The sequence below is a fragment of the Deltaproteobacteria bacterium genome, assembly GCA_016178705.1.
Taxonomy (GTDB): Bacteria; Desulfobacterota; Binatia; order HRBIN30; family JACQVA1; genus JACOST01.
In genome coordinates this window covers 716,046-737,139 of the sequence record JACOST010000028.1, presented here as the reverse complement: position 1 = coordinate 737,139, position 21,094 = coordinate 716,046, and the positions used below count along the sequence as shown (strand labels likewise).

The window sequence follows — 21,094 nt, the reverse complement described above, 5'->3', positions numbered from 1 at the left end:
TGACGGAAGGTCTTGTCGCTCATCACTTTGCTCTGACCTCCGCGCGTTCACGCCGCCTTCGCTGCCAACTGCGCCTCGCGTTGCCGGCGCGTGCTATGCACCGGATCCTTATCAAACTTCGGCAAGACGTGCTTGCCGAAGGCTTCGATCGAGCGCAGCACGTGCTTCTGATCGAGGGTCAACGTCAGCGGCGCGTAGATGAGCTGATCGACGCCGATGTCGTCGTACATCTTGACCACCTTGGCGATCTCTTCCGGCGAACCGATCTGGCGACCGCCGGCGGCGAGGCCGGCCTTGAGTTGCTCGGGGGTCGACTGCGGCAAGGGACCGACCGGCCCGGTCGGCGGCAGTCCCTTCGGACGCGGGATCGAGTCGAGCCACTGAAGGAAGTATTCGGTGAAACGTTCCACCTTGGCGTCGGCGTACAGCCGGCGCGCTTCGTCGCCGTCTTCGAGGCAGAACATGTTCGTCGTCACCGCGATGTTGTCGTTGATGTATGCGCCGACCGGCTGCTTGCAGCGCTTGATGCCGTCCTTGTACGCGCGCACGTGCGCGGCAATTTCCGTCGGCGTGCCAAAGGTGAAGCACAGGCAACCCAGGCCAAGTTCGCCGCATTCGGCGAACGTGTTGGGGCTCGAGCACGCCAGCCACATCGGCGGATGCGGCCGGGTGTACGGTTTGGGAAGGACGTTGCGCTCGGGCATGCGGAAGTACTTGCCCTCGAACGCGTACGGCTCGTCGCGCCACATGAGCGGAATTTGTTCGAGCGACTCGCGCCACATCGGCTTGGTCTCGGCTGCTGACGGGATCGCAAAGCCGCCCCACTCGGCCGACGACGAACCGCGGCCGGTGCCGAACTCGACGCGGCCTTCGGACAGATGATCCATCGTCGCGATGCGTTCGGCGACACGCGCTGGATGATTCACCGCCGCGGTGATGTTGGTGATCGCGGTGCCGACGTGAATGCGCGTGGTGCGCGCCGCCACCCAACTCAGGAAGACTTCAGGGGCCGGTTGGTGCGAGTAGTGCTGCAGGAAGTGATGCTCGGGTGCCCAATCGTACTTGAACCCGACGGCGTCCACCGCCTGCGAGACTTCCAGCTCGCGCAAGTAGCGCGAGTGTTCGTCGTCCCAAGGCGGCACGTGCATCTGCGAGAAGATCCCAAACTCCATAAGGCCTCCGTGTGTGACGTGATTCGGTTTATCGAATTAGCATTCGGAAATACGAGTTGTCAATCCTTTTTTCGAGTGCTATGAGCTGGGCATGCGTCGCAAGCCCCGCGGGGAGGCGCGCCAGCCACGCCTGGAGGCACGCAGAGCCCGCACCGATCTCTATCGCCAGCACATCTTCGACATGGCCGAGAAGGTATTCGCCGATCGCGGCTTCGAGACCGCCAAGGTGCAGGAGATCTCCGCACTGGCCGGGCTGTCGATGGGCACGATCTACGCGATCTTCCCGAGCAAGGACGATCTGTTCCGCGCTATCCTCGAAGCCCGCGGCGAAGAGCTGCTGGAGCTCGTCCGCGATGTACTGGGGCGTGACGCGGCGCCACGCGCGGCGCTGCGCAACCTGGCCGACGCGTACATCGGCTACTTTCTCGCGCACCCGGATTTCTTGCGCATGCATCTGCGCCACGGCTCGTCCTGGGTGCTCGGACCCACGCCGAGCGAGGACACGCGCATGCAACTGTGGCGCGAGATTCATGCGCTGCAAGCCGGAGTGTTCAAGCGTGGCATCAAAGCCGGCGTGTTCGTCGACGAAGATCCAGGCTATCTCGCCAAGCTATTCAGCGCGATGGATCAGGTTCTCTTGGCTGATTGGGTCGCCGGCGGCATGAAGGCCGATCGTACGGCGCTCGTCGAACGCTTGCAGCAGCTGGTCGATCGCACGTTCTGCGTAACCACGACGAAGCTACCGAGAGCGCGAGGAGCGAGGGCTTCGAAGAAGTAGCGACGCTGGACTCCGCGCGCGATGGTGGTCTATCGTCGCGGCATGCGTGGATTCGGGGCCGCGATCGTCGCACTGGCGACATTGGCGGTCAGCGCCTGCGGCAACAGCGACAACCGATCCGTCGGACCGACTGCAACCCTTACAATCCCGGCGCCAACAACGAGCCCGACTCCGACCCCCACACCGACGTTGCCGCCGGGTCGCTGCCGGGGCTCTGGTGATTGCAGCATCGGCTTTGAAAGGTGTTTGGAGCCTGGTGGCTTCGCGGGTTGCGGAATCATCAGGGCGACGCCGACAACAGGGGGATGCAACTCAGATTCGGATTGTGCCAGCTACGGCGATCTCTTCGTCTGCGAATATCCCGATCCCCATGAGTGCTACGGCAGCCTCTCGCGACTTTGTCTTCGCGGATGCATGCGCGACAAGGAATGTCCCCCGGGGGAAGCATGTGCCTCATCGCATCACTGCGTTCGCCGTCCGTGCTCACTTGATTCCGATTGCCCGCAGTACTTTGCCTGCTTCAGCTTTACGGGCTCGACTCCAAAGAGCTGCGAGCGAACTGGTTGTACGACTGACGCGCCGTGTCTCGGTGGTTCGTGCGTCAAGGGAGAGTGTTACAGCGAGCTCGGTACCTGCGTGCCCATTCCGGAGTGAGCCGACAGTCGGTCAAGTGGGGCGCGCCGGCTTTACACGTCGAGGACGTTTCCGCGGTTCCAACTGCTCAACGTCTGCTAGATCCTTCGTCCGTCCTATCGTGCGTTTGTTGAGCAGGAAGTCGTCGCGACCGATGATATCGACTCGAACGCCATCAAAGTCGGCCTCCATGCGACGCCCCCAGGCCGCGAGAAAGTCGAGTCCGGTGAGTTGCGTCAGAATGTCGATTCGGAGCGGTGGCAGCCCGATCTGGAACACCACGCCTGGAGTCGCGAGATCCTTCGCTGTTAAGTCATGCAGCGGGGCGCCGAAGTTTACGAGCGCCTTGCGGACCCGGCGAGCGTTGCTGACCGTTGGCTCAACCCAGACATCGAGATCACCGGTCGCCCGCGGTCTTCCCAACACCGCCAGGGCGTAGGCGCCGACGACGAGGAAGCGCACCCGCTGGTCGACGAACTCGCGTAACAGATCGCGAAAGTCTTTGGCTAGCCGAATCGCCATCCCACCCGTGCAGCCGCCATTGCTGCATACTCAATTCGAACGCGAAAGCGAATCGCTGGTCCAACGGAATGTGCTCCCAATACGCATCATCGGCGGCAGAGAGATCCCGCGCCGCCGCGGTGTCAGGTCGAACGACTCGCGTCGTCGCAGTGCGTACCCGGCGCTGGCGATCGGTGAGCGACATGCGAACGAGAGCGTAGCTGAATCGTGCGCGGCAATCGACCGCTTCACTTCACCGCCAACGGATTGAGCGGCGAGCCGACTGCGCCGGTGACGGTTAACGGCGGCGCGGTGAAGAGGAACTCGTACACTCCATCCTGCGCGCAATCGGCGGCGAGGGCTTCGAGGTTGAACATCTCGCCGAGCGTCAGGCCCATGTCGCGGATGCACAGCATGTGGACCGGCAGTGGCGTCGTCGGATCTTCGAACGGGATCACTTCGACCGCGCTGGTGTCGGTGGCGACCGCTGCCACTTCGCGCGCGTGCAGCCATTCGACCGACGCCATGCCGAGGCCGGGCATCTGTTTCATGTACGCGGTCTTGTCGCCGTCTTTGGTAAAGACAGTGATGTGGCCCGTGCGCAGCAGCAACACGTCGCCGCTGCTGACGCGCACGTGTTGGGCGCGCTCGGCGGCTTCGAGGTCGTCGGGCGTGATGGCGCGGCCGACCGGCAACCGATCCACCTGGTGCAATCGCGCGAGATCGAGCAGCACCCCACGCGAGACGATGCCGGCGGCTTGCTTGTCGATCGAGTTGCGCGCAGCGCCCGCCGAGGTCGTCGTCGACGCGGGAAATCCATTGTAGAGCTGGCCGCCATAGTGGACGTGCGCCAGGCTGTCCCACTGCGTCGCGCATTGCAGCGGCATGACCACCAAGTCGTCGGCGAAACGAAAACCGCCCTCGGGTCCGTAACCGCTGTTGACCGCGCTCATCACATGGATGGGATTGACGCGCCCGCCCTGGCCGATCTGCGGCCCGTCGGCGTTGAACGGCAAAGCGAGACTGAACACCTGGCCGCGCCGCACGCACGCGGCGGCACGCATCACGACGTCGGGTGTAATGAAGTTGACCGTGCCGCGTTCGTCGTCGGCACCCCAGCGCCCCCAGTTGGAGACCTGCTTCGCCAGCGCGTGGATTTTCTCCATCGATTGGTTTCCGACCCGTCGATGAAGCGACGGAGTCAGCCTTCGATCGACAGCGCTTGCCGCGGGCAGCGGCGCACGGCCGCTTCGACCTTGGCGCGAACGTCGTCGCCTGGGCTCTTGTTCACCAGATAGGCGCGATCGTCATCGCCGAGGGTGAACACTTCGGGGCATACCTTCACGCACACGGCGTTGCCTTCGCAGAGATCGTAGTTGACCAGAACTTTCATCATTCCCTCGCACGAGTTCGGATGTCTGCGGCACCTTGCGCTGCGGCCGCGTCGGCTGTCAAGTCATTCGCGCCACGTTTACCCGCACCGTTCGCGCCCAGCAACTGCGCGACCGCGCGCTTGAGAAAGCGGCGTTGCCGCGCGAGGGCCGCCGGGCTGAGCGGATCGCCGTGGGCAACCGCGGCCAGTAGCGTCGCGTTGGCGAAGTAGCCGAAGATGAGCTGATACAGACCGGCGGCGACATGCGGCAAGTCCGCGCGTGGCCAGCCACGCGTCGTGCCCGCCAGCACGCGCATGCCCGTGCCGTATAGCGGGCGCAGTTGCGCGGTCAGGGCCGTGCGCAAGTGCGCGCCGTCATCGAGCGCCGCGCGTTGAATCAAGCGGGGCAAGTGCGGATGCGCAATCAAACAGTCGAACACGCGATCGAGAAACAGGCTCGGTGCCTGCCCGCCGCGCCCGCTCAGGGCGATGACGCGGCTGATCGGATCGAGGCCACGCGCCAAGACCGACTCGTAGAGCGCGCGCTTGTTGCGGAAGTGCGTATAGAGGCTGGCCGGATTCTTCAGACCAGCGTCGGTGGCGATCGCACGCAGCGACACGCCGGCGAAGCCGCGCGCAGCGAAGTGCTGCTCGGCGGCATCGAGAATAAGGTCGCGGGTCGCGCGACCTTCCCCGGCGCCATTTCCGCCGTTGCCCGCGGTTGCGGTGCGCCGGCTCATTGACTACCGCGCCGCCGCGTCTCGCGCGTCATCGTGGAAGTTTCGTCCGCGACTATTTTCCGAAGCGCGTCAGCGCGGTCGAGTCGAATAGTTCGGGTTCCAACGGCACGCGGCGATAGAACGGCGACTGGGCATCGGCGCGCATCCCGCTGCACGTGGCGCGGTTCATCTTCGTATTCTCGGCACAGGCGTACACCATGGTGCCAGCCGGGAGCCACTCGGGGTCAGCGCCATCTCCCGCCTTGTGATTCACGCGTGCGGTGAGTTGGTAGGTATGGACTTGCTCGCCGGTCCAGTTGAACTTGCTATTCCATGCGCCGTCCCAGGTCTCGGCATCGATCCACAACTGCAGGCGGCCGTAGAGGTAGTACTTGTCGTGCGGGATGGCCTCGATGATCCAAAACTGTCGCTTAGCCAACATCAAATCGACCGGCGCCCAGGTGATGCCCGTCCAGCCTGGCGTGACGTATCCCAGCGTCGGCGGGTTGATCGCGCTGAGCGTGCTCCAGCCACCACCCGGTGCCGGCGGAATATTCAACGGACCCGCGATCGCGTTGGGATCGACCAAGCGGAGCCCGTCGCGTTTGCCGACCAGCTTCCACTCGAAGTCCTCCGGTTTGCCGTCGAAGAAGAAGCCGTCGTCGCCGCTGATGTCCGACCCCAGATAGCCATCGGAACGATTGGCGGGACTGACCGCGCGCACGCGGCGCAACGCGGGGATGAAGGCCCACACCGAATCGCGCTTGTCGGCGTCGCGATAGCGCCACGAGAGCGACGCGGTGCCTTGCAGATCGGCCGGCATCGTCGTCACGCCGAGAAACTGGCTCTGCAAGTTCATCGGATTCGGTTGGCGGTATTTGACGCTCTGCCCATCGAGGAAATTGAACCAGCCGTTGGCGCCGAGGGTCCGGTCGGTACTCTTCGGATTGAGCATGACCACCAGCGTTTTGTTGTACGAGTTACCACCCGCCCAGTAGGCCAGAAACTGATTCCAGACGATCTTGACCGCGGCCTTGGGATCCTTCTCGTCGATGATGGGGAACGGCAGACCGTAGTAGTACGCCGGCTGCTTGCCGGTGCCCTTCTCGACGATCGTTCCGCGCACGTCGACGTCGAGCTGGGCCGCGTTCTTCTCGGTCGCTTCCGTGAACGCTTTCTCCCAATGCGCGTTGCCGGTTGGGTACGCCACGATCTTGTTGCGGTAGTCGCCATTCTTGTAGTGCTTCAAAATCTCCGGCGGCAGCAGATCCTTGGCGAGGTCGGCATTGCTTTGATCCAACGTGTCGCCGACGTGCAACCCGGGAGCGATTTCTTCGCCCGCCGCCTGCGCGGATCGACTTGGGGTGAACGCGCCAAGCAAGAGCGCAAGCGCGACAGGGGTCAAGATGTGGCTTCTCATGCGGTACCTCAGTTCGTGGCGAGTCGATTTGGGTGTGGACGTTTCACCGTCCCTTGAAAATCGGCTTGCGTTTTTCCTTGAAGGCCTTGGTGCCTTCGCGACAATCTTCCGACATCGAGACCGGGATGCCGATCTCGAGTTCCTTCTCCAAAGCCTGTTCCGGCGAGAGGCCGATCCCTTCCACCACCGAGCGCTTCACGGCTTGGACGGCGAGCGGGCCCGCCTCATTCATGATGCGGGCGTAGCGCAGCGCTTCCGGCATGACTTGCTCGGGTGCGACGACCTTATTGATCAATCCCATCTGCAGCGCGCGCTCGGCGGAGAGTTGCTCGCCGGTGAGCAGGATCTCCATCGCGTTGCAGTACGAGATCTGCCGCGGTAAGCGCACGGTCGAGCCACCCATCGGGAACAGGCTCCACTTCACCTCGGCGAGACCGAAGCGAGCATCGTCGCCGGCGATCCGAATGTCGGTGGTGGTGAGCAGCTCGGTGCCCCCGGCAACGCAGAAGCCGCGCACCGCGGCGATCAGCGGCTTGGTGACGCGGTAGTTTCGCAACAACCCCTTGTAGATGATGCTGACGTCGTTCTTGAGACGTTCGTCGTACTCGCTCTCGGGCGGACGCAAGCCCTGCATCATGCGCACGAGGCGATCGAGATCGGCGCCGGCGCAGAAGGCCTTGTCGCCAGCGCCGGTGAGAATGGCGACGCGCACGGTCGGATCGTCGTTGATGTCCTGCCACGCATCGGCGAGGCGGCACAACATCTCGGGATTGATCGCGTTGCGAAATTCCGGACGATTCATCGTCACGACAGCAATGCCGTCGCGCTTCTCGTACAAGATTGCTGGCTCAGACATTTCACTCCTCATCAATCAATTGGTGGGCGATGCCCACCCTACGATTGTTTTTTGGGGAAGGCGGGGTTGCTGCCTACCGCCCCCTGCCGACCGCCTACTGCTTTCTACAGCTCGCTGCTGACGATCCACATCGCGAAGTATTGCGCGCCGCCGCCGTAGGCGTGACCGAGCGCGGTCTTGGCGCCCTCGACTTGATGCGCGCCGGCGCGGCCCATCACCTGTAGCGCGGCTTCGCCCAATCGAATCATCCCCGACGCGCCGATCGGATTCGAACACAACACCCCGCCGGAGGGATTGATCGGCAAGTGCGCCCCGAACTTCTGCTCGCCACGATCGACGATCTTCCAGCCTTCGCCGACCGCACAGAATCCGAGGTTCTCGAGCCACATCGGTTCGAACCAGGCGAACGGTACGTAGATCTCGGCCACGTCGATCTGATTCCACGGATCGGTGATGCCGGCCTTGTCGTAGACCGCCTGCGAACACACCCGGCCGGCGCGCGGACTGACTTGATCGCGCCCCGGCACCCACATCGCCTCCGCGTACGAGTACCCCGACTTGATCCACGCCGGCTTGCGCGGGCCCTTCTTCGCAGTCGCCTCCGACGCCACCACCATCGCGATCGCGCCGTCCGACGACGGACAGGTTTCGCCGAAGCGGATGGGGTCCCACAGCATCGGCGAATTCAGCACGTCGTCGACCGTCATCGGCTCGCGAAGGTGCGCGTACTCGTTGCGCGTGGCGTTGTCGCGCGCGTTGGCGGCCACCATCGGGCCAATGTGCGGCGGGCAGTTCGTCTTGGCGATGTACGCGCGACAATACGGCGCGAAGAACCCGCCGGCGCCGGCGACCAGCGGCGCGACGAACGGCATGTTCGGCGACAGCGCCCACATCGCGTTGCCTTCCGACTGCTTTTCGAAGGCGATGGTGAGCACGCGATCGTACAGTCCGGATGCCACGTGCGTCACCGCGGTGAGCGCGGTCGATGCGCCGACTGATCCGGCTGTGTGCACGCGCAGCATCGGCTTCATGTGCGCGCCAACGGCGCTGGCGAGAAACTGCTCCGGCTGCGCCACGCCTTCGAGCATGTCCGGCGCCTTGCCGATGACGATCGCGTCGATGTCCTTGTGTTCGAGCCCGGCATCGCGCAACGCCAGATCGACGGCCTCGCGCACCAAGCCCGCGATGTTCACATCGGAGCGGCGCGTCGTGTGATGGGTCTGCCCGACCCCGACCACTGCGACCGGGCGCTTCATGACCACCTCCGCTCGGTCCCGAGAACCCAGACCAAATTCTGTTGCAAGCAATGCCCTTGCATTGCGTGCGCGATGCCGCGCCGCGCGTTGGCTACCGCCCGGTCGCCGGCGCGTCCGGAGAGCTGACGGAAAATTTCTCCCATGCGGACAAGGCCAGTACTCATGATCGGGTGAGCGCATAACGGACCACCGGATGGATTGATCACCGGGCGCGCCGCCTTCGCATCCAGCCCGAGAGCTTCGCACACGATCAGTTCTTCGACCGGCGTGGTGGCGTAGAGTTCGACCACGTCGGCGTCGCTCGCCCGCGACAAGCCGGCCATCGCCAGCGCCTTCTCACCCGCCAACTTCGCGCTGGCGCTGCGCGAGAGGTCGCGGGCGCCGAGGGTTTGCATCTCCGTTCGATGATCCGTGCCGTGAATCCACACCGGGCGATCGCACAGCTTCTCCGCTTTGCCTTCGGCCGCGAGGATCATGCACGTCGCACTTTCGCCCACCGGCGGGAGATAGCCTTTGCGCAACGGCTCGACCGCCCACGGCGTTTTCTGCAACTCGGTCGCGGAGGCCGCGCTGCGCACTTGGTTGTCCGAATTGCGCGCGCCGGCGGCACGGTTGCGCGCGGCGATGGCAGCGAGGTCGGTGTCGGTCGCGCCCGTGCGCGCCATGTACGCGCTCGCCTGCAGTGCACAGCTCGACGTGGGGTCGAGACCAATCGGCGCTTGGTAGTACGGATCGAGCTGTAGATTCAGCACGCGATCCGGCTCGCCTTCGGACGTCTTGCCATGGCCGACGACGAGTGCGGAGTCGCAGTCGCCCGTTTGCATCCGCAGCCACGCGTAGTAGGCGCAGAACGCGGCGTCCATTTCGAGATGGAGATCTTGGCGCGGCGGCCACGAGCCCATCACGTCGAGGGCACTGACGAAGCCGAACGGCCGCCCATCCATGTAATCGACGGAGCCGGCGATCTGGTAGTCGATGGCGTCGCGCTCGACACCGCAATCGGCCAGGGCTTGGCGCACGACCGGGTACAGCATCTCGGTCGAGATGCGGTGCTCGTCGCGCGCGACCACCGGCAATTGCGCGAAGCCGACGATGGCAACGTTGCGCAGGGTACTCATGCTGGTCTCACAGTCGATTGATGTACGACTCGGGCCGCTCGTCCGGCTCGCCCGTGGGTCGGAAGTAGAGAATGTCCTGGTGATCGCCGTGGCGCTCGCCATCGGGTCTCCACACCGCCTCGACCCGCATGCCCATGCGCACGTCGGCGGGTTTGCACTCTTGGATCAGCGCGAAGATCGAAATTGCCGCGCCGTCGAGCGCCACCGACGCGGCGACGTACGGCAGCTCGATGTCGCGACCGATCACCGGGATGTTGACCGTGCAGAAGGTGGTAATGACGCCGCGGTCCGGAACGTCGACGAACTCGGTGCACGGCGCGAAGCTCTCCGGCGAACAAATCAGCGGCGGAACGAACACCTTGCCGGTCTGCGAGCACTTCGAGCCGAGGATGCGCTTGTCCTTGAGCGCGGCCAGGTAACGCGCCTTGTAGTCGCCGGCGATGTAGTCGTACGGCAGGTAGACTTTGGATTCGACGTACTTGACGGGTTCCTGCGGCGGTTCGTTCATGATTGGTCCCTCTTGATCCGTCAGGCGATCACGCGAAAACAGTCGATGTCGCGGATCGAACCGCAACGTTGATCGTCCGCTTGCCACACCGCTTGCACGCGCGTACCGACGCGGAGCTTGGCGAGGTCGTCCCGCACAATGTGCGCGAGCGCTGTGTCCGCGCCGTCGAGCTTCACCAGCACGAACGCAAACGGCGTCGTCGACGGGTGCAAGGCGTCAACTGGTTTGTGCACCTTGGCAACGGCGGTGACTGTCCCCGTCTCTTTGACCTCGACCCACTCGCCGCCGGCTGACGCGTCGATTTCTGAGTATCCGGTCGGCGGGACGACGACACCCTGGCCGCTCACTCGCTGACCCCAAATCTTTTTCTGCGACTTCAGGCCGGCGAGAAAACGGCCTACGGTTTCGCCGGTCGAGTGCTTGTAGGGAAACTCCATCACTTGCTTCTGGCTCAGCGGCGCGATGGACGATTCGTGGGATGATTCGTGGGACGATTCGCGGGTTGCAGTGCTCATGCGCTCTCCAATGATTCGTCCCTCGCTCCGCCCAACAACACGCCGGCGGCGGGACCGATGACTCTTCGCAGCTTCATGAAACTCGCGAGCCTGTATCCCAATGAACGTTTGTTAGTCAAGAAGGGGGCCGACCTGTCTCCCTTGGGCGTTCTCCGATGTAGGGGCGATGCATGCATCGTCCTCCGCTGTTCGTGCTAGCGCGTGTCATCCGCGGGCGACGCATGCGTCGCCCCTACAGGTCGGAGGGGACACGCTGCAAACCAGTGGCACTCAACGCAGTGATTCGGTATCTAGTGCAGGCATGACCGCGCGCGTCACTTCGATCCGCGACCGCCAAGCCGAGACCCAGCGCGAGCCAGCGACGGCACCAGCGACTGCCGAGGTTCCACTCTCCGAACTGAGCGGCTGGGGACGCTATCCCGTGGCACGCGGGCGCGAGCGGCGTTCCGCGGATCTTGCCGCGATCACCGACGGCGCCGCGCTCAGCCGCGGACTCGGCCGATCGTATGGCGACGCGTCCTTGCCCGCCGTCGAACGCGATGTGCTGGCCGGCTCGGTGTTAGCGGATCGCCTGCTTCACTTCGATCCCGCCACCGGCATCCTTCGCGCCGAAGCGGGGCTGTCGCTGCGGGCGCTGAAGCAATGGTCGATGCCGCGCGGGTGGTTCACCCCGGTCACACCGGGTACGCAATTCGTCACGCTCGGCGGCATGGTGGCGGCGGACGTGCACGGCAAGATGCATCACGTCGACGGCTGCTTCGGCGAGCACGTGACCCGTCTGCTCTTGCGGGTTGCCGACGGACGCGTAGTCGAATGCTCCGACACCCAAGAGCCCGAGCTGTTCCGCGCAACCCTGGGCGGCATGGGGCTGACCGGTCACATTCTCGAGGTCGAGTTCCGCATGCGACGCATCCCGTCGCCGTGGATCTGGCAGGAGACTGAAGTTTGTCCGACGTTCGACGCGTTGCTCGACGCCGTGCGCGCCGCGAGCACCAAGTGGCCACTGACAGTGAGTTGGGCCGACTTTCTCGACTTCGGCCCGCGCATGGGCCGCGGCTTGCTCAACAAAGGCCGCTGGGCCGAGCCGAGTGAGGCGCCGCCGCGGCTGCCGCGCTTCCGCGAGCCGGTGCCGGTTCCACCCGTGTTCCCAGATTGGTTTCTGCAACCGTGGATGGGTCGACTGTTCAACCGCTTCGTGTACGCCGCAATGTCGGCGCGCCCGCCGCACGGCATCGTGCATCCGGAGAGCTTCTTCTACCCGCTCGACATCGTCCGCGATTGGAACCGCCTCTACGGTCGACGCGGGTTTACTCAGTACCAGTGCCTGCTTCCAACGACTGACGGCTACGCGGCGCACCATCGTCTGCTCGACGTCCTGCGCCGTTGGCGCGCGCCGTCGTTCGTGGTGGTCATCAAGGACTGCGGCGCCGAGGGCAAAGGCATGCTGTCGTTTCCGAAGCCGGGTATTTCGTATGCCATCGATATGCCCGTGAGTGCGCAGACCCAAGCGTTGGTCGACGCGCTCAACGAAGTGGTGATCGCCGGAGGCGGACGCGTGTACCTCGCCAAGGACGCCTTCACCCGCGCGGAGGATTTTCGCCGCATGGAGCCGCGCCTCGAAGCGTGGCAACGCGTCCGCCGTCAGTGGGATCCGCACGGCACGCTGCGCAGCGCGCAGTCGGTGCGCGTGTTCGGTGACACTCCGTGAAAATTGTTTGCTTCGGCGCGACCCAGGGGATGGGCCGCGCGCTCGCCCGCCTGATGGCTCAACGCGGCGACGATCTGTTCCTGCTTGGCCGCAACATTGATGATCTCGCGCGCAGTGCCGCCGACTTGCAGATTCACGGTGCGCGCGGCGAGGTCGGCACGGCGTACTGCGATTTGCTCAAGCCCGAGACCTTTGCACCCGCGCTCGATCAAGCGAGCACCACGCTCGGCGGCTTCGACACGGTCGTCGTCACCGCCGGCCTGTTCGCCGGCGAAGACGAGTTGGAGCGCGACACTGCGCTGCGCGATCGAGTGCTCACCGCCGACTTCACCAACACGATTCACTTCTGCGAGGCGGCCCGCACGCGATTGCTCGCCGCCGGTGGCGGCACGTTGTGCGTGTTCAGCTCGGTCGCCGGCGAACGCGCGCGCAAGCCGGTGATCCTCTATGGTGCCGCCAAGGCGGGGCTGTCACACTATCTGAACGGACTCGATCACAAGTTCCATGCGCACGGCTTGCGCGTCGTCTTGGTGAAACCCGGCTTCGTCAAAACTGCCATGACCGCCGGTCTGCCCCCGCCCCCGTTCGCCGGTGAACCCGAAGCGGTCGCGCGGACGGTTCTCAAAGCCATCGATCGCGGCACGCCGGTGGTCTTCGCCCCGGCGATGTGGCGCTGGGTAATGCTGGTAATTCGGTTTCTCCCGCGTGCCGTGATGCGGCGCATTGGGTTCTAAAGTGGGCGGCGCTATCCCGCGAAGCGGACCATACGGTAGACATTCGGCGAGGGCAGGCGCAACAGTTCCACGTCGACAATAGTCGTGCGATGCCCCCGCACCCACCCGATCAAGTCATCCTTGCTGAATTCAAATCGCATCGGCAGATAGAGCACCTCGTCCGTCTCGGGCTCGGTGGCGGTCACTTCAAAGAAGCAACCGTTGACTTGAGGGATCCGCGGCACCCACGTCTCGTCGGAAGCGGAGAAGGCGTCGGCGCGCAGATAGAACGCGATGATGTGGGGCGACGTTTCGTTCACGTGTTTATCTTCGAACAGACTGCCCACTGGAAGCGACGGATCGCCCTTGCCCTGCACCGAATCGAGAAAGATGTCGTGGTGCAACACCGGTCGTCCATCCTGATCGCGGATGCGAAAAATCAATTGTGCGTGCCGGTCGTACTGAGCGCGCGGCTCCTCGATCCACTTCTTCCACCATGACGGCGCCTGCTGTGTGAGAACCTTCTGATAGGTCGCATCGAGTTCAGTGCGGAAGTCCGCGACACGGCTGCTCCACTCAGCGGCCGGGGTTTCGAGCGCTTGGCGGACGAGGCGGAGCACTTGGTCGCGCGGGTGCGTCCCCACCACAATACCCAGATCCTTGCCGGTGTGTGCACACTCGTAGGGGATTGCGAACGGAATCTCCGGTCGCTCGCCTTCGCCGGGCAGGGAGCTGTCCTTGAGCTCGTAGAGACTCTGCCGCGCGCCGCGCCGGCGCAGGTGCTTGCCGAGTTCTCCCGACGCATCCTTCCAGGCAAGGGCTAGCGCGGCGGCGGTCGGCCCGAACCGCAAGTAGTGCATATTGAGATTGCTGGCCGCGACGCGCACCACGCCATCGGAACCATCCTCCTTCGCATATCGAATCGGGATCGGGTACCACTCGACGGCGGGTTGCGAGCCGACGATGCTGTATTCGCGGACGCCATAGACGGACGCCATGGCCGTTTCGGAGTGCAAGAAGTGGAGATGGAGATCGAGTGTGCGATCCGATCCAAATTCGAGCGCGTCGAGTACCTGGACCCCGCGCTCGGCACCCGCCTGAAACACCATCCGCGCCCACTTTGCGAGCTGCCCCTTTCCAATATGCGCCCAGCCGCTGCCGAGGTGCGCACCGGCCAAGTGAATCAAGTTGCGGATCGGCGACGGCTTACGGCCTGCCATGCGAATCCAGTTGCGAATCACGAGTGCTCCCGTGCTGTGCGTGATGACGTGAAACGGACCGGGCACGAGGTGTGCAAAGTCCGTGGTCAGTGCTCGGTCGAGTGCGCGCGAGATGTCGTCGAGCGTGACGCCGTCTTCAAGCGACACGTAGCGGCTCAGGTCGATCTCGACAACCGCCTCGCTGCCGTAGGCCGCACGCAACGCCTCCGGCAGCGTGCCGTAGATCTTCGCTATAGCGGCCGGCGTCGACTCCTTGCTTTCGGCGCTGTATCCGTGAATCAAGACGATAGGTTCCATCCGCTCCTACCTCTCGCTTCGCGCATTGATCGCGGGCGGTCTGCGCCCCTTGTACCCGCAGATCTGTCCCTGCGGCAAGCGGAAGCGGCACGCGCTGACGACACAGCGGAGCGGTCACTCGCGTTCCTTGATCGGCCCCGACCGCTGGGGTACGGAAACCGCATGAAGTCGTCTCTGCGCGTCGGCGAGGGTGGGATCGTCGTGGCGATGGCCCTGATGCTCGTCGCATGCCGGGCGCAGGCGGCCGATCTCGCCGCCGACGAAGTGGCTGCGCGCGTCAACGGCACGGTGATCAATCGGCAGGCGGTGCGCGCGATCGTGCAAGCCCTCGCCGCCGAGCAGGACACGCCGCCGGATGCCAAGCAGGTCGAGCAAATCACCCGCGACGCGCTCGACTCGCTGATCGCGTTCGAGTTGCTCTACCAAGAAAGCCAACGACGCAACGTAGTCGTGAGCGATGCCGAGATCGATGGCGACATCGCCCGCACCAAGGCGCGCTTCGGTGATCCCGACGCCTACGCCGCGGCGCTGGCGCAGCGCGGCATGACCCTCGACGACGTGCGTCGCGACACCCGCAAAACGCTGGCCGTCAATCACCTGCTCGAACAGACCGCGTGGCAGAACATCCAAGTCGCGCCCGATCGCGTCAAACGCTTCTACGAAGACAACCGCCAGCAATTCAAACGGGACGCCGAGATCCGCTGCAGCCACATCCTGCTGCGCGCGGGCCCCGACGCAACGGCGCCACAACGTGCCCAAGCGCAGCAGCAGGCGGAGGTGCTGCTCGGTCAGATTCAAGCGGGGGGCGACTTCGCGGAGTTGGCGCGGCAACATTCACAAGACCCCGTCACGGCGAGCAAGGGTGGCGACCTCGGTTTCTTCGCGCGTGGGACCATGGAGCCCGCCTTCGAACAGGCGGCGTTCGCGCTCAAGTCTGGTGGTGTCAGCGGCGTGGTACACACCCGCTACGGGTTTCACATCATCAAGCAGACCGATCAGCGCGCCGCCGGCTACGCGCCGCTTGCCGATGTGCAGGACAGCATTACCGCGCTGCTGCGCGACGAAGAGAAGCGCCAAAAGCAAGACGAGTTCGTCGCGACGCTGAAGAAGCAAGCACAGGTGTCTATTCTACCGCTGCTGCAACCCACGCCGGCGCCGAAGAAGGCGAAACACTGACCTTGATGAGACAAAGACTGCACCACGAAGACACGAAGGGCACGAAGAGCGCATCATCACGGCGCGCTCGCGTCGTCGTCGATCGCACTGACGCTCAACTTGCGCGCGCGGATCGCGCCCACTTGATCCACGGCTTCGGATCGCCGGCGACCATCGAGAGCGAAGGCACCGTACGCTTGGTCAAGGGCCGCGGTGTGTACGTGTGGGACAGTAAGGGGCGGCGCTACATCGATGGGTTGGCGTCGCTGTGGAACGTGGCGGTCGGACACGGCCGCAGCGAAATCGCCCGCGCGGTTGCCAAACAGATGCGCGCGATCGAGTACGTGCCGACGTTGCTCGGCTTCTCCTCGGAGCCGGCGATCCGGCTCGCCGCGCGCCTCGCCCGCATGGCGCCGAAGGGGCTGACGCGTGTCGTGTTCACCTCCGGCGGCTCGGAGTCGAACGAGACCGTCATCCGCTTGGTGCGGCTCTACTGGCGGCTGCGCCAGCAACCGGACAAGATCAAGTTCGTCGCGCTCAATCGCGCCTATCATGGCTCCTCGACCGGGGCGGCGAGCCTCACGGGGTTGCCCGCGTTCCATCAATACTACGAGCCGATGATGCCCGGCGTCGTGCGGATGGCGCGCCCGTTTTGCTATCGCTGCGAACTCGGGCTCACGTACCCGCAATGCGGTTTGGCCTGTGCCGATGAACTCGAGCGCATCATCGAGCGCGAAGGCGCCGACACCATCGGCGCGTTCATCGCCGAGCCGGTGCAAGGCGTCGGTGGCGTGGTCGAGCCGCCGCCTGGTTACTTCGAACGCATTCGCGCTATCTGCGATCGCTACAACATTCTGATGATCGTCGATGAGGTGATCACCGGCTTCGGACGACTCGGCACGCCATTCGGGATTCAACGCTGGAAGGCGATCCCCGACATGTTGGTGTTCGCCAAAGCGGTGACCAGTGGCTATCTGCCGCTCGGCGGTGTGATCGTGCGCGAGCCGCTGTACCAAACCCTGCTGCAAGCGGGGCCGAGTTTCACACTCCATCAAGGGTTCACTTACTCCGGGCATCCGGCGGCGTGTGCGGCGGCGCTGGCCAACCTCGACATCATCGAGCGCGAGCGCTTGATTCCGGCCGCGCGCCGCAAGGCGCCATCCTTCAAGAAGCGGCTCCAATCACTCGCCACACTGGCGATCGTCGGCGAGGTGCGCTGCGCCGGATTGATGGCGGCCGTCGAGTTGGTACAGGACAAGGTGAGCAAGACGCCGTTCCCCGAGCCGTTGAAGGTTCCGTGGCGCATCCGCAGCGCGGCCTTGCGCCGCGGCGTGATCGTGCGCGCCAGTGTCGACACCGTCGTGGTGTGTCCGCCGCTGATCATTACCCCGCAACAGATCGACGTGATCGCGACTACGTTGCGCGAGGCAATCGAAGAGGTGAGCGCCGAACTCCGCGAGCCCGCGCCTACCCAATCCTGATGTGACAATAGATCGGTGGGCGAATCTGGGAGGGCGAGCCTTCCGGCGAGCCGCCGGTGTGGCGATCGTGCGGCGGCTCGGCGGGAGCCTCGCCCTCCCAAGACCTCATCTTCAATGACGTTAAGAATGGCAGGGGAAACCTTGCCCAGCCGCGCAACTGGTGCGGGCAAACCGCAACCCCGCCGCGCATGTTCTGTCACATCAGGGCTAAGGCAAGCTGCGCGCGATGGTGAGATAGAAATCTTGCACGCGCCGCTCCAGGTGCGCGCGCTTCTCGCCGAAGACCAGCAGAAATTCCTCATCCTCATCCCACCAGCCGATCTCGTTGAGATGATCGGCGTTGAGGACCGGCGGCACGAAATACTGGTGGTCCCACGTCGCTGAGGCGACCGAGACCAGCCCGTCGTTGTCGCCATCGTTCACTAAGATGTACTCGAAGGGAGCCTTCAACGGAGCAAAGACGCGCGCCAGCGGCTGCGCCCCGGCGTAGGTTCGGAACTGCACGTCACCGGGATTGTGGGCCTCGAACTTGTAGATCGCTTCGAACGCGATCACTTCACGGCGATGATTGAACTTCGCGCATTCGACGGTGGTCAGATCGCGGAACCCCTTCACATCGACCCGCGCCGCGTCGAGAAACTTCTGCAACTCGCCGAAGTGCTCGATGCCCCAGTCGGCGAAGCGCGTGCCGCGGTGCGGCGTGCCGATGGTGGTCACCGACGCGACCCGCTCGTGCAGCCGCTCGTTACGACAATTGAAGAGCAGGTGACGCACGTCGAGCCCGCCCATGCTGTGGGCGATGATGTTCACCTTGGCGGCCCCGGTTTCGCGCAGCACGCGTTCGACCTGTGGCTTCAAGTCGGCGGCGCGTTCGTCGGCGCTGCCGGCCCAGTTCACGCGCGTGTGATACACGGTGAAGCCGCCTTCGTTGCGCAGCGTGCTGCGAATGTTCTTGAAGTAGTGCCGCGAGTCGTCGTCGCGATTGTCTTCAGTCTCGCCGCCGCCGAGTAGGATGTCGAAGCGACAGATACCGTGAGCCAGAATGATGGGAAAGGCCATGGTGCTCTCCTTTCAACTGCGCCGTTGCGCGGGTGAACGACAACAGATGGGTTTGCTGCATAGCAGAGCGCGGCGTCGGCGCGCTAGCGTCGGGGGGAGACGTTGACCTTCCGCCCGCGTCTGTTAGAGACCGCACGAAAGTTCGCGCGCGGGGAGATTGTCTATGCTACGCCACCATGCGGTCCTTGCTGCCTTGTCATGCTCGCTGCGCGCGAGTGCGTGTGCCCTGCTCCTGCTGGCCGTCTGTGCAAACAGCGCGGCCGCACTGCCATGCGTCGGGGATTGCAGTCACGACGGCGCGGTGACGGTCGAGGAGTTGATTGTTGGTGTCAACATCGCCCTCGGCATAGCGCAGATCGAGGCGTGCGAGCCCTTCGACACCGACGACAGTCACTCGGTGACCGTCGAAGAGTTGATCAAAGGCGTAAACGCCGCGCTCAACAGCTGCGTTGACGAACCGACTCCCACCGCGACGGAACATTCGGGTGTATTCACCCCTACGCCAACCGAGAGTCCGACACTGACGGCAACCTGCGCACCCACAGGCACGCCGTACTGTGCCGACCAATGCCAGCCGTGCCCCACCATTCGCGCGGGTTGCTACGCCAACGCGTGCGGTGCGTGTATTCCGAATCCGAGTACGTGTCCGGAAGGCGAGACGCGAGTGTGTCAGTCAATTGGCTCGTGCTGTTCGTGCCAGCCAGTGACGGCGACACCAACCCCGACCGTGACGGGCTCGGGGGTAACGTCCACGCCGACGCGAACACCAACGGCCACCGCCCCGACGAGCACTGCCACGATGACCCCGACGTTGACGTTCATGACGACAATTACTGCCACAGGAACCCCGACATCGACGCGCACGGTGACGCGTACCAACACACCGACAATCACGCTCACGCCCGCGGGCGCTGCAACGGCTACTCGCACACCCACCGGTTCGCCTAGTGTCGCGCCGACTGTCATCGGTTCGTGCGACGACTTCGACGAATGTACGGTGATGGATACTTGCCAAGCCGACGGGACGTGCAAGGGCACGCCGAAAGACAACGGCACGGTGTGCGACGATCACGATCCGTGCACGCTCAGCGATCACTGCCAAGCTGGTCACTGCGTTGGCGGCACGACGGCCCAAGACGGCACGGCGTGTACGCTTCCCGGACTCGATCTGTGCATCCTGAGCGCGCAATGCCAGTTTGGTTTTTGCTTGCCGCAGCTCAAGCCGTGTCCCGACAGCGGCAACAAATGTGCGCCCAACCTCTGCAACCCGCTGAGCGGGCAGTGCACGCAGTTTCCGACCGACTGCGACAGCGACTGTTCGACCGCACAGTGTGATCCGAGCACCGGCGAGTGCATCAACCCCCAGAACAAGCCCGGCACCACCGTGTGCGACGATGGCAACGCCTGCACCAGCAACGATCACTGCCAATCCGGACAGTGCGTCGGCACCGCCGCGACTGTTCCGCCCACAGCCACGCATTCCACTCCAACCGTCACCGCAACGCGGTCAGCGTCTCCGGTTCCGTCGTCCACACCCACGCTTCTCTTTGGCGTGACCGCGACACCGAGCCGAACGCCGACGCGCACCACCACGCCGACTGCAACAACTATGGGCGTCGGAAGCGTCGCACGCCGCGCGGGCGCAGCCATCGACAGCACCTCGAGCGCGCTGCTGGTGCTGCCGAACGTGCTGTCCGCGTTGCTCGGTCATTTGCCGATGGCGGGTGCGGGTGCCGCCGCCATTTCACTAGGACCGATCCCATTCACTTGCCCGGGTGGCAATGGCGGCCAGATCGGTTGCAGCCAAAGCTTCAGCCCACCGGCAAACTTCGGGCCGCCGAGTTATGCCATCACGCTGACCAATTGCGCCGTGACCGGCACCGGCGGCTCTACGATTACGATCAACGGGAGTGTGACGGCAATGGGTCAACAGGGCGACTTCTGCGGCATCGACATCCCCACCGATGCGAGCGTCACCATTCACAGCTTGACGATCACCACACAGAGCCAGACCGGCAGCACGGTGGCGACGTTCACGGACGTCAGCGGCACCCTGTCGCTGTCGGGCTTCGACAATGACTGTCGATACGACGATCTCATCCTGGAACTCACCGGCTCCATCGGTGTGATCACGAAAGACTCGCTGGGCGAGCCGATCACGTCGAGCACCGCCATATTCGAGAGCGGTAGCAGCATCGAGATCGCCGTTGATACCTACGGCGCGCAGTGTGTCCCGACGAGTTACACGACGACAGTCAATGGCGGCGTCATGTTCAGCAGTGGGGGCACCAGTTTCGACGCCACGTTCGACTCGTACGCACTGCACGACGACGCGTCATCCGGGACTAACATGATCGAGATCTCCGGCGGCATGACCTCGGCGTGCTTCGGCGGAACAATCACGTTCAGCACGCCGATGGCACTGGTGCTCGCCAGCACCGCCGCGTGCCCGACCGGCGGCACGGTGAATGTGTCTTTCGGCGACGCGACCGATGCCGTCATCTACACCGGCACCGGCGGAGTCAACATCGATCTGGGCGACGACGCGACGATCGATCACATGTTCCAGAGCTGTGTCGAATTGCTGGCGGCGCTGTGCCCGGCGAATTGAAC

Annotated in this window: 20 protein-coding genes; 6 read left to right on the top strand and 14 right to left on the bottom strand. The window is 64.3% G+C overall.

Annotation, left to right across the window (positions count from 1 at the left end; all coding sequences use genetic code 11):
• Positions 1–47 precede the first annotated feature (47 nt).
• Entirely contained in the window at positions 48–1,172 is a 1,125-nt protein-coding gene (locus HYR72_20305; protein MBI1817322.1) for an LLM class flavin-dependent oxidoreductase, read from the bottom strand.
• A gap of 91 nt (positions 1,173–1,263) precedes the next feature.
• Here HYR72_20305 and HYR72_20300 point away from each other — a divergent pair, with 91 nt between their 5' ends.
• On the top strand, positions 1,264–1,950 hold the full coding sequence (locus HYR72_20300) for a TetR/AcrR family transcriptional regulator (GenBank protein MBI1817321.1): 687 nt from the start codon (positions 1,264–1,266) through the stop codon (positions 1,948–1,950).
• Between the two features lie 29 nt (positions 1,951–1,979).
• On the opposite strand, the gene HYR72_20295 is transcribed toward HYR72_20300, so the two are convergent.
• From HYR72_20295 to HYR72_20245, 11 genes are all read right to left on the bottom strand, one after another.
• On the bottom strand, positions 1,980–2,180 hold the full coding sequence (locus HYR72_20295; GenBank protein MBI1817320.1) for a hypothetical protein: 201 nt from the start codon (positions 2,178–2,180) through the stop codon (positions 1,980–1,982).
• Positions 2,181–2,616: 436 nt separating this feature from the next.
• Positions 2,617–3,105: a hypothetical protein gene (locus tag HYR72_20290; protein MBI1817319.1), complete on the bottom strand. Its 489-nt coding sequence runs from the start codon at positions 3,103–3,105 to the stop codon at positions 2,617–2,619.
• A 227-nt stretch (positions 3,106–3,332) separates the two neighbouring features.
• Complete coding sequence (locus tag HYR72_20285) at positions 3,333–4,250, bottom strand: cyclase family protein (protein ID MBI1817318.1); 918 nt, start codon at positions 4,248–4,250, stop codon at positions 3,333–3,335.
• A 35-nt stretch (positions 4,251–4,285) separates the two neighbouring features.
• Positions 4,286–4,477, bottom strand: coding sequence for a ferredoxin (locus HYR72_20280; GenBank protein ID MBI1817317.1), 192 nt, complete (start codon positions 4,475–4,477; stop codon positions 4,286–4,288).
• Complete coding sequence (locus HYR72_20275; GenBank protein ID MBI1817316.1) at positions 4,477–5,196, bottom strand: TetR/AcrR family transcriptional regulator; 720 nt, start codon at positions 5,194–5,196, stop codon at positions 4,477–4,479. The genes HYR72_20280 and HYR72_20275 overlap by 1 nt, the downstream gene beginning before the upstream one ends.
• 52 nt (positions 5,197–5,248) lie before the next feature.
• Positions 5,249–6,595 carry a DUF1329 domain-containing protein gene (locus HYR72_20270; GenBank protein ID MBI1817315.1) on the bottom strand — a complete coding sequence of 449 codons (1,347 nt, stop codon included), beginning with the start codon at positions 6,593–6,595 and terminating at the stop codon, positions 5,249–5,251.
• Between the two features lie 43 nt (positions 6,596–6,638).
• Positions 6,639–7,451 (bottom strand): crotonase/enoyl-CoA hydratase family protein, encoded by an 813-nt coding sequence (locus HYR72_20265; GenBank protein MBI1817314.1) that lies wholly within the window; start codon positions 7,449–7,451, stop codon positions 6,639–6,641.
• A gap of 104 nt (positions 7,452–7,555) precedes the next feature.
• Positions 7,556–8,707 (bottom strand): thiolase domain-containing protein, encoded by a 1,152-nt coding sequence (locus HYR72_20260; GenBank protein MBI1817313.1) that lies wholly within the window; start codon positions 8,705–8,707, stop codon positions 7,556–7,558.
• Positions 8,704–9,825, bottom strand: a complete 1,122-nt coding sequence (locus tag HYR72_20255; GenBank protein ID MBI1817312.1) for a lipid-transfer protein — start codon at positions 9,823–9,825, stop codon at positions 8,704–8,706. The genes HYR72_20260 and HYR72_20255 overlap by 4 nt, the downstream gene beginning before the upstream one ends.
• A 7-nt stretch (positions 9,826–9,832) precedes the next feature.
• Positions 9,833–10,333: a Zn-ribbon domain-containing OB-fold protein gene (locus HYR72_20250; GenBank protein ID MBI1817311.1), complete on the bottom strand. Its 501-nt coding sequence runs from the start codon at positions 10,331–10,333 to the stop codon at positions 9,833–9,835.
• A 20-nt stretch (positions 10,334–10,353) separates the two neighbouring features.
• Positions 10,354–10,848, bottom strand: a complete 495-nt coding sequence (locus tag HYR72_20245) for an OB-fold domain-containing protein (protein ID MBI1817310.1) — start codon at positions 10,846–10,848, stop codon at positions 10,354–10,356.
• Positions 10,849–11,149: 301 nt separating this feature from the next.
• On the opposite strand from HYR72_20245, the gene HYR72_20240 reads away from it, so the two are divergent.
• Together HYR72_20240 and HYR72_20235 are read left to right on the top strand one after the other, a co-directional pair.
• Positions 11,150–12,556 (top strand): FAD-binding oxidoreductase, encoded by a 1,407-nt coding sequence (locus tag HYR72_20240; GenBank protein ID MBI1817309.1) that lies wholly within the window; start codon positions 11,150–11,152, stop codon positions 12,554–12,556.
• Positions 12,553–13,290, top strand: coding sequence for an SDR family NAD(P)-dependent oxidoreductase (locus tag HYR72_20235; GenBank protein MBI1817308.1), 738 nt, complete (start codon positions 12,553–12,555; stop codon positions 13,288–13,290). Before HYR72_20240 ends, HYR72_20235 begins: the two co-directional genes overlap by 4 nt.
• Positions 13,291–13,301: 11 nt before the next feature.
• On the opposite strand, the gene HYR72_20230 is transcribed toward HYR72_20235, so the two are convergent.
• On the bottom strand, positions 13,302–14,786 hold the full coding sequence (locus HYR72_20230) for a hypothetical protein (protein MBI1817307.1): 1,485 nt from the start codon (positions 14,784–14,786) through the stop codon (positions 13,302–13,304).
• A gap of 162 nt (positions 14,787–14,948) precedes the next feature.
• Here HYR72_20230 and HYR72_20225 point away from each other — a divergent pair, with 162 nt between their 5' ends.
• Positions 14,949–15,962, top strand: a complete 1,014-nt coding sequence (locus HYR72_20225) for a peptidylprolyl isomerase (GenBank protein ID MBI1817306.1) — start codon at positions 14,949–14,951, stop codon at positions 15,960–15,962.
• A 5-nt stretch (positions 15,963–15,967) separates the two neighbouring features.
• Positions 15,968–17,422 carry an aspartate aminotransferase family protein gene (locus tag HYR72_20220; GenBank protein ID MBI1817305.1) on the top strand — a complete coding sequence of 485 codons (1,455 nt, stop codon included), beginning with the start codon at positions 15,968–15,970 and terminating at the stop codon, positions 17,420–17,422.
• Positions 17,423–17,629: 207 nt separating this feature from the next.
• Here HYR72_20220 and HYR72_20215 read toward each other — a convergent pair whose 3' ends face one another.
• Positions 17,630–18,481 carry a hypothetical protein gene (locus HYR72_20215; protein ID MBI1817304.1) on the bottom strand — a complete coding sequence of 284 codons (852 nt, stop codon included), beginning with the start codon at positions 18,479–18,481 and terminating at the stop codon, positions 17,630–17,632.
• 163 nt (positions 18,482–18,644) lie between these two features.
• Here HYR72_20215 and HYR72_20210 point away from each other — a divergent pair, with 163 nt between their 5' ends.
• On the top strand, positions 18,645–21,092 hold the full coding sequence (locus HYR72_20210) for a hypothetical protein (GenBank protein ID MBI1817303.1): 2,448 nt from the start codon (positions 18,645–18,647) through the stop codon (positions 21,090–21,092).
• Positions 21,093–21,094 lie beyond the last annotated feature (2 nt).

Bases quoted from the DNA above. Each gene is read 5' to 3' on its own strand.
- HYR72_20305 (MBI1817322.1), bottom strand. From the start codon at position 1,172: ATGGAGTTTGGGATCTTCTCGCAGATGCACGTGCCGCCTTGGGACGAC.
- HYR72_20300 (MBI1817321.1), top strand. From the start codon at position 1,264: ATGCGTCGCAAGCCCCGCGGGGAGGCGCGCCAGCCACGCCTGGAGGCA.
- HYR72_20295 (MBI1817320.1), bottom strand. From the start codon at position 2,180: ATGCTGCAATCACCAGAGCCCCGGCAGCGACCCGGCGGCAACGTCGGT.
- HYR72_20290 (MBI1817319.1), bottom strand. From the start codon at position 3,105: ATGGCGATTCGGCTAGCCAAAGACTTTCGCGATCTGTTACGCGAGTTC.
- HYR72_20285 (MBI1817318.1), bottom strand. From the start codon at position 4,250: ATGGAGAAAATCCACGCGCTGGCGAAGCAGGTCTCCAACTGGGGGCGC.
- HYR72_20280 (MBI1817317.1), bottom strand. From the start codon at position 4,477: ATGAAAGTTCTGGTCAACTACGATCTCTGCGAAGGCAACGCCGTGTGC.
- HYR72_20275 (MBI1817316.1), bottom strand. From the start codon at position 5,196: ATGAGCCGGCGCACCGCAACCGCGGGCAACGGCGGAAATGGCGCCGGG.
- HYR72_20270 (MBI1817315.1), bottom strand. From the start codon at position 6,595: ATGAGAAGCCACATCTTGACCCCTGTCGCGCTTGCGCTCTTGCTTGGC.
- HYR72_20265 (MBI1817314.1), bottom strand. From the start codon at position 7,451: ATGTCTGAGCCAGCAATCTTGTACGAGAAGCGCGACGGCATTGCTGTC.
- HYR72_20260 (MBI1817313.1), bottom strand. From the start codon at position 8,707: ATGAAGCGCCCGGTCGCAGTGGTCGGGGTCGGGCAGACCCATCACACG.
- HYR72_20255 (MBI1817312.1), bottom strand. From the start codon at position 9,825: ATGAGTACCCTGCGCAACGTTGCCATCGTCGGCTTCGCGCAATTGCCG.
- HYR72_20250 (MBI1817311.1), bottom strand. From the start codon at position 10,333: ATGAACGAACCGCCGCAGGAACCCGTCAAGTACGTCGAATCCAAAGTC.
- HYR72_20245 (MBI1817310.1), bottom strand. From the start codon at position 10,848: ATGAGCACTGCAACCCGCGAATCGTCCCACGAATCATCCCACGAATCG.
- HYR72_20240 (MBI1817309.1), top strand. From the start codon at position 11,150: ATGACCGCGCGCGTCACTTCGATCCGCGACCGCCAAGCCGAGACCCAG.
- HYR72_20230 (MBI1817307.1), bottom strand. From the start codon at position 14,786: ATGGAACCTATCGTCTTGATTCACGGATACAGCGCCGAAAGCAAGGAG.
- HYR72_20225 (MBI1817306.1), top strand. From the start codon at position 14,949: ATGAAGTCGTCTCTGCGCGTCGGCGAGGGTGGGATCGTCGTGGCGATG.
- HYR72_20220 (MBI1817305.1), top strand. From the start codon at position 15,968: ATGAGACAAAGACTGCACCACGAAGACACGAAGGGCACGAAGAGCGCA.
- HYR72_20215 (MBI1817304.1), bottom strand. From the start codon at position 18,481: ATGGCCTTTCCCATCATTCTGGCTCACGGTATCTGTCGCTTCGACATC.
- HYR72_20210 (MBI1817303.1), top strand. From the start codon at position 18,645: ATGCTACGCCACCATGCGGTCCTTGCTGCCTTGTCATGCTCGCTGCGC.